We start from the raw sequence: 7,330 nt of genomic DNA, 5'->3' as shown, positions 1-7,330 counted from the left end.
GCGCCGCGCCGTCGTCGGCATCTCCGGCATCTCCGTCGCCCGCGGCGTCGGACGCCCCTCGGCCGACTCCCGGCTCGGGAGCCGCACCGTTCGAAACTGCGCCCGCGGCGGCGCCAGACGAGCCGGACGCCCACTCGGTGCCGCAGACCGGCGGCACCGGGAGCTCCCCCGGGCACGCGCTGCTCTGATGGCGATGTTCGGCCCCGAGGGCAGCCAGCCCAACGACTCCGACGGTCTGATGAACGATCAGGTGATGCCCACTGCGGATGGTCAGATGGCCTCGAACACCACGGAGGAGGTCGTCCCGCCGAAGTCGGACCGCTCCGCGGCGGAGGACGCGGGGACTCGGAGTTCGAAGCCCAGGAGGGCAGGCGCGAGGAGACGGCAGGCGCCCCCGCCGTGAGCGTGCCGAGCGACGGCAATTCGACGGTCGGCGACGAGCCGACATAGGGCGGGCGCGACGACCCGACCGATGATGAGCCATCATCGTCGGCCTCGGCGAAGCGCCTCCATCTCCCTACTCGAGCACCGTCGGGGTGTGAGCGAAGCGCTCGAGCGTTGGGCACGCGGACGACGATGGCCGCGTTCCGCGGCCGGGCATGAGAGAGCCAGCCGCTACGGCAGCGTACTCCCCGATCTGCAAACGCCCCGCGTTAGATCCGAGTCCTGACGAAGCGAGGAATTCGCTCAGCGTCATCCGCCGTTCGAGTCGTCACGTTCGATCGCGACGTATTCCTCAAGGAGGTGAAGCGCCCGCGCCGCCATGCCGCCACCTTCCGACCGCTCGATCTCGAGCGCCGCGCGCATCACGTCGATCTTCTTCCCCGCGGTGCTCAACGGCGGTAGGAGCGGAACGGCGGGATCGGTGCGGAAATGAAGGACGTAGGGACGATCGCTCGCGAATGCGCGATCCCAGGCGTCGCCGAGGTCATCCCGCATTCTCACGACCTCGCCGGCGAGGCCGATAATGCGGGCATACTCGGCGTAGGGGAAGGCTGGAAGTGCTTGGCTCGCCGGGAATCGCGGCGAGCCTTCCATCTCGCGTTGCTCCCAACTCACTTCGGCGAGGTCTCCGTTGTCGAACACAGCCACAATGAAACGCGGGTCGGGCCAGTCCTGCCACCGCGATGCGACAGTCACGAGTTCGGCGATTCCTGTCATCTGCATTCCACCATCGCCAGCGAGGACCACGACTGGCCGGGCGGGGTCCGTCAGCTTCGCTGCGATGCCGTAGGGCAGCCCGCATCCCATGCTCGCCAGGGTGGATGACACGTGCGCCTGAACGCCGGGAGGAAGCTGCAGTTGGCGGGCGTACCAGTAGACGACGCTGCCGACATCGAGTGCGAGGGCGGCATTGCCGGGGAGTCGGCCGTTGAGAGCCATGACTACGGCCTCGGGGTTCAGAGGATCTGCATCGACCTCGGCACGCGCCACGCGGATGCGATGCCAACGGCGTACGGCGTCGTGCACTCGCGAGCTCCAACGCTCCCGATTTCTCGGGCGTACCAGCGTCAGTAGCGAGCGCAGCGCGGGCTCGGCATCCGACGTGATCGCTACTTCGACGGGATAGCGGTTGCCGATGGTGGCGGGGTCGATGTCGATCTGCACGGCACGTGCCTGGCCTGGTGCCGGATAGAACTCTGTCCAGGGGTCGTTAGAGCCGACGATGAGGAGGCCGTCGCACTCGCCGAGAAGTTCGGCACTTGCGGTGGTACCAAGATGTCCCATCGTTCCCGCCACCAGCGGATGGCTCTCATCGACGTATGGCTTGCCGAGAAGGCTGGTGACGATAGCTGCACCGAGCGACTCGGCGAGTTCGATGACGGCCTCTTTCGCTTCGGCGGCGCCACGCCCGACAAGCATGACGGGTCGCTCGCCGACTGAAAGCAGCTCCGCTCCGCTGCGGCGCGGAGCTGATCCGAGCTGGACCGCACCTCCGGAGCGGAGTATGTGGCGCTCGTCACGACGACGCCGTGCTCGTGGGGGTGCTCGGGGGCGTCCGCGGACTGGACATCGTGGGGAAGGATGACGACAGCCGGACCGCGGCGGCTTAGCGCCTTGCGGAAGGCGCGGTCGATCACCATTGGGATCTGCTCAGCGGATGAGACCTGAGCGACGTACACGGCGACGTCCGCCATGAGGGTTGCGATGTCGACTTCCTGCATGTAGCCGGAGCCGAGCACGCTCCTGTGCTGCTGCCCGACGAGGGCAACCACGGGGACCCCGTCGAGCTTGGCATCGTAGAGGCCGTTGAGTAGGTGCACCGCTCCCGGTCCCTGGGTGGAAACGAGTACGCCGACTGTGCCGCCGTACTTGGCCTCGCCGACCGCCATCAACGCGGCGTTTTCCTCGTGACGCGCCTGGATGAACGTCGGTGTGCCGTTCGCACGCCGGAGTGCGTCGAGGAGGCCATTGATGCCGTCGCCGCTGTAGCCGTAGACCCGCGCGACCCCCCAGTCCTGCAACCGCCGCACGATGATGTCAGAAACTGTGAGTCCCTGGTGCTCGCTTTTCTCCGTCATCGCGCGCCCCGTGGGCTCGGGCCGATGCGGAACAGGGCCGGGCTCACGGCTCGTCGAGTTTGCCCGAGCTGCCCGCGCTCGTGAGTTGCTGCAGGTCTTCGGGCAGTACTCCTCGAACTGTGTCCATGACAGGACTGGCAGCTTCGTCGATCACTTCGAAGACGACTCGTGCGAGGTAGGCAGCCTGCGGATCATCGACGGCAGCACGGTGGCCTATCCGATGGATGAACTCGTCGCGGTCGAACCGTTCGACTGACTCATGCGATGGGTCGTCTGCCACCCGCCGAAGGTTTTCGCCCACCTCGTGGGGAAGCTGCGCCGCAAGGTTGTCGGCGAGCCCAGCGGGTATCCGCTCGGCAAGGGTCTCAAGCGTTGAGCGAACTGCACGCTCCGCATTTGCGCGAGTGCCGAGCCGGGCCCGGTTCTGCACCTGGCCCATCAGTGTGTCCTCGTCCATCATCACTTCCTTCTTTGCGCGCCACCTGACCCGAGCACATCGAGGGTCGCGCGCCCGAGTGTCGAACGACTTGGGGTCAGGTCTCCTCGCGTTGGAGTCGTTCAGCCAGCATCCGCTTGCCCTGATCGCCGGCCTTGCGATTGTTGTGCTGGATCTTGCGGAACCATTCCGCAAGCTCGCTGTCACCCTCTTCCTCCGCGTCCTGGATGTAGGTCTCCAGCTTCCAGATGTTGTGCAAGGAAGCTTCCAGTGCCCAGATCAGGTTGTAGTTCTTATCCCGTACGGGGCTCTCCGGTTCGTTCGCCATCTCGTTTCCCATCTATCGCGTCGTGTCACCTGTCAGATATTCACTCCACCGTAGGAACATGTCGAAGCCAACGCAACGGGGTTGCGTCCCTGCTGCAGGCGGCGTAGCGTCGAATTGCGAGAAGAGGTGAAAACCACAGATCGCATAGAAAGGCTCCAGATGGTTTCGTACCGCTGGAGCCTTTCGCCGCTCGGGACAGGTCACGGTTCTCACCCGCGTATCCGGCAGGGGCAACACAGATGCGTGTAGATCGACTGGAGGCTCCCGAGACTACGTGGGTGATCGTTCTCGACACCGATGAGGAGATCGTCGAGTCCCTCACCTCCTTCGCCCGCGAGCGACAAATCCTCGGTGCCTCGATTCGTGCCATCGGCGCCTTCTCGTCCGTTGGGCTGGCCTACTTCGAGTGGGATATCAAGCAATACCGCACGTCCGTGGATCTGAGTGAGCAGGTGGAGCTGGTCTCGCTGAATGGCGACATCGCCGAGCGAGACGGCGAGCCACAACTGCATGCGCACGCCGCAGTCGCTCTCGCAGACGGGCGCGTGCTCGGTGGCCACGTGCAGTCGGCAACAGTGCGACCGACGTGCGAGGTGATCCTTACGGCGACCCCCGAACCGATTCGTAAGAGAATCGATCCCGAGTCCGGGCTCGCACTGATTCGCCCCTGACCGGCAACCGTCCCTGCCGCGCACAGGAAGCCCCTACATCCTGTGTGTTCGATGGGAATGGCGACGCCCCGTTCGCCGCGCGCCTAGCGTTTTGATATGGACGAGAGCGGAGAACGAGGAAACACCACGCACGGCTCAGAGCTGGACGACCAGCTGAAACAGGAGACTCGCGGGATGACGCAGGGACATGGCACGCCGCACGCCGAGCCGTTCCGCGAGACCGAGCCCCTCCCCGACGACACCGACGCACCCGAGGTGGATCGGGCATTCCGTCACGAGCCGCCCGATGGCTCAACCCATGGCTGAGCTCGCCGACCTGCTCACCCGTCTGGGAACCTGGACAACGCTCTACATCGATGGGCCGGACGGGTCACCCGCGCCCGAGCGGGATGCGCGCCGGACGTCGATCCGCGATCGGATGCTGAGGGCCGGTACACCGGAGCCGGACGTGGAGGTGGCGCTGGAGCTGCTGACCGACGACGGTCCGCCCGCCCCTTCGAGCCAGACCATCCTTGTGCGGGACGGTACGGTACGGTCGAGCTGGACGAGTTCCACCCCGGGGCGCGGATCGGGCCGGAGGTCGTGACGCACGGTCGAGTGCCGCGCATCGTCCCGCTCCTGCGGGAACGCGCCCAAGACGTCCCGTTCCTGATCGTGGAGGTGGGGCGTGAAGGCGGGCGGCTGCGTCTGTCGCACGGGCGCCCCGAGGCGGTCGATGACACCACCGCGGTCGAGGGCCGGACCGACTTCCTGTCCAAGGTACAAGCAGGCGGCTGGTCGCACGCCCGCTACCAGCGGGCCACGGAGGAGGTCTGGCGCGCCAACGCCGAAGAGGTGGGCAATACCGTTGATCGAATGGTTCGCGAGCACGAGCCGGCCTTAGTGATCGTCTCGGGCGACGTGCGCGCTCGGGAACTGCTCCTCGAAGACCTGGCTCCGGAATCGCTCGACCGCGTCGTCGAGGTACCGACCCACACCCGCGCCGCGGGAGCGTCGTCCGAGGCGCTCGACGCAGAGATCGACATCCGGCTCGAAGAGGAACTGGAACGCGATCGGCAGGACGTGCTCGCTCGTTCCGCGACCGGGGGCGGCCGACGCGGCGAGAGAGGTCTCGGCCCGGTCGTGCACGCCCTCCAGCAGGCGCAGGTCGAGACGCTGCTGCTCGACCCGCGCCGCGACGAACGATCCCTGCTCGCACCTGACGGCCCTCCGTGGATCGCCACGGAACCCGCCGCGATCGTCCTCTGGAACACCGTCTACCTCGACCGAGCCATCACCACCCTCAACGGCACCGACACCCCGCCATCACCAGAGCTGCTCCGCTACCTCTCACCCCTGAGCTGGGAACACATCAACCTCACCGGCAACTACACATGGTCCCGCGCCACCCACAAGCCCGGTACCTACCGACCACTGCGACGTTCCCCCCGCCGCTAACGTCGGATATTTCACGAATTCACAAGCCACCCCTTAAGACCGGTGAGGTGAATCTTGCCGTCCTCATCGACGCGAGCGTCGACATTGGCGGCGAGCCGCCCACCGACCTCCCGCAGGGTGTCATCAAGGGCGCGAGCATGCTCGGCCAAAAGCGCGTCCGGGGACTCCGGCAGTCCGAGCGCGGTGAGCGTGTCGGACCGTATCGCCTGCCACCGTTCACCATCCAGGAGCGCAGCCTGCGGGTTGCGCCACTTCGTGGACATGTCCGCGAAAATCTCCCGCCGTTTGAGGCATCTCCAGAACCGTTCCAAGACACATAGTGCGTAGGCGTGCCGGTTCACCGCGTCGTCCTCATAGCCCGGATGCCCGAACACCAGTCGCCGCCACGGACCGCTGACGACAGAAACCTCGATGAGGTGCGCGCCGATCAGCGGAGCAGCCAACCGGCTGCGGTGGGCCAGGACGTCCGCCACCCCTGTCATCGCCGCCAACACAGGCGCACCTTCGGCGTTGGCCCCGAAGGTGATGACCTGTGTCAACAGCTTCAGGAACCCCGATACTGTCGGGAAGCGTTTGACCAACTCGGCGCGCCAGTCATCGCCTTCATCGGTGTCAACGGGAGGCGCGTTCTCGCTGACCACCATCAACGCGGCACGAACCTGCTCTCGGGAGACGACTTCTTCGATGGCCTTCCAGATCTGCCCGATCCGGGCCTGCTCGCCCCACCCCTCGGCGGCGAACAGTACCTCCACCGCGGCGGCGAGCCGCGCTGACGCCGTTGCCAGCCGCGGGTGTGTGCGAACCTTGTCTTTGTCCGAGGCGCTTCGGGCCTTGTTCAGCAACTCGGTGACCATCAACAGGTCGAACAACTCCAGGGCGTCATCGATGGACTTACCTTCCAGATGTCGCACCGTGGCCAACAGGGTCGCCACTCGACGGCCGGGCGGGTGCCGGCGCAGCATCGAGGCATCCGCCCGCATTCCGTACTTCGCGAGCTCATCGAGCCGCTGCTGCGGCACCATGTCCTCCACGCCAATCCTCGCCAGCCCCAGACCGGTGACCTCAGCGACCTGGTCCAACGCCTTGATGATCGACGGACCCGAAGCGCGCGGTGTCACTCCTTTGCGCCACCGCTCGAGGTCCGAGACCCGCGACCCGGACGGGACCTCCAACAACTGTTCCACGAGACGTCGCTGGCGGCTGGTGACCAACGCCGCCAACTCGCCCCATAACCGTTCGGCGGCCTCCTGGCGGAGCCGGGCGATCAGACGCGCCAAGGTGCTGACCCCGGGAAGCAGTACCTTGCGACGCCGCAACCAGCCCAACGCGTCGGCGAAGATCGCCTTCGGCCCGTCACCCGATGTCCAGGCCCGCGCCGACACCCACGCAACGAAGTCCGCTTCCGCGACCGTGAAGTCCACCCACCCGTACACGCGGCGGATGAGCAGCTGATGCTCGAACGCCGTCGTCCGCCGGCTTGTGTATTCGTCCACGCGGGACGAGTCATCAACCCCCAGCTGCTCAGCGACGAAGTCCAGCACCACGACAGGCACATCCACAGGGTCCTCCAGGAACGTCCCGAGCCAACGGACCGCCACCAGCTGCAACGCGAACCCGAGCTGAGAATGCTCACCACGCCGGGCAGCGACCAAGGCCTGATCCTCGTCGTCCAGGAAGAACACGCGTTCCAGATCCGCCCGCGACGGCGCACCAATAAACCGCCCGTACGCAGCGACCTCATCATCAGTCAGAAACTCCACCGGCATCTGACGAACCTACGCCCCCGAAGGAACGCAAAACGAGCCCCATCGGAACGACCAATCACGCCAACTCGCCCCCAACAGGCATCTAGGGCGTGTCTCTTAACCCAGTGGGTTGGTTGTGAGAGCATTTAGATGTGACTCGCACCGTTTTCCTTACTGATTCGCAGTGGTCG

The 7,330-nt window shown here is 66.0% G+C and carries 7 protein-coding genes and 3 pseudogenes; 5 read left to right on the top strand and 5 right to left on the bottom strand.

The annotated features are described in order from the left end of the window. Positions 1-693 precede the first annotated feature (693 nt). From CXY80_RS19860 to CXY80_RS00840, 4 genes and pseudogenes are all read right to left on the bottom strand, one after another. Positions 694-1,863, bottom strand: a complete 1,170-nt coding sequence (locus tag CXY80_RS19860) for a thiamine pyrophosphate-dependent enzyme (RefSeq protein WP_233194753.1) — start codon at positions 1,861-1,863, stop codon at positions 694-696. Between the two features lie 341 nt (positions 1,864-2,204). Then, positions 2,205-2,522 (bottom strand): annotated as a pseudogene (locus tag CXY80_RS19855) (thiamine pyrophosphate-binding protein); the annotation flags it as partial. A 43-nt stretch (positions 2,523-2,565) separates the two neighbouring features. After that, a complete protein-coding gene (locus CXY80_RS00845) occupies positions 2,566-2,979 on the bottom strand; it encodes a DUF2267 domain-containing protein (RefSeq protein ID WP_104131221.1) in 414 nt (137 codons plus the stop codon). A 76-nt stretch (positions 2,980-3,055) separates the two neighbouring features. After that, complete coding sequence (locus tag CXY80_RS00840; protein WP_104131220.1) at positions 3,056-3,286, bottom strand: hypothetical protein; 231 nt, start codon at positions 3,284-3,286, stop codon at positions 3,056-3,058. Positions 3,287-3,564: 278 nt separating this feature from the next. On the opposite strand from CXY80_RS00840, the gene CXY80_RS00835 reads away from it, so the two are divergent. From CXY80_RS00835 to CXY80_RS19845, 5 genes and pseudogenes are all read left to right on the top strand, one after another. After that, entirely contained in the window at positions 3,565-3,957 is a 393-nt protein-coding gene (locus CXY80_RS00835) for a PPC domain-containing DNA-binding protein (RefSeq protein WP_199182193.1), read from the top strand. Positions 3,958-4,053: 96 nt separating this feature from the next. After that, complete coding sequence (locus CXY80_RS00830) at positions 4,054-4,263, top strand: hypothetical protein (protein WP_104131217.1); 210 nt, start codon at positions 4,054-4,056, stop codon at positions 4,261-4,263. After that, positions 4,244-4,543, top strand: a complete 300-nt coding sequence (locus CXY80_RS00825) for a hypothetical protein (protein ID WP_146070609.1) — start codon at positions 4,244-4,246, stop codon at positions 4,541-4,543. Before CXY80_RS00830 ends, CXY80_RS00825 begins: the two co-directional genes overlap by 20 nt. After that, positions 4,540-5,040: pseudogene (locus tag CXY80_RS19850) on the top strand (Vms1/Ankzf1 family peptidyl-tRNA hydrolase); the annotation flags it as partial. The gene CXY80_RS00825 and the pseudogene CXY80_RS19850, both read left to right, overlap by 4 nt. 147 nt (positions 5,041-5,187) lie before the next feature. Beyond that, positions 5,188-5,394, top strand: a pseudogene (locus tag CXY80_RS19845) (Tn3 family transposase); the annotation flags it as partial. A gap of 11 nt (positions 5,395-5,405) precedes the next feature. On the opposite strand, the gene CXY80_RS00815 reads toward CXY80_RS19845, so the two are convergent. Further along, positions 5,406-7,160 carry a DUF4158 domain-containing protein gene (locus CXY80_RS00815; protein ID WP_104131215.1) on the bottom strand — a complete coding sequence of 585 codons (1,755 nt, stop codon included), beginning with the start codon at positions 7,158-7,160 and terminating at the stop codon, positions 5,406-5,408. Positions 7,161-7,330 lie beyond the last annotated feature (170 nt).

The organism is Cryobacterium sp. M91 (genome assembly GCF_002929615.1).
Taxonomy (GTDB): Bacteria; Actinomycetota; Actinomycetes; order Actinomycetales; family Microbacteriaceae; genus Cryobacterium; species Cryobacterium levicorallinum.
Note: the sequence above shows the minus strand (reverse complement) of the source record. Positions and strands in the feature narration are given on the sequence as shown.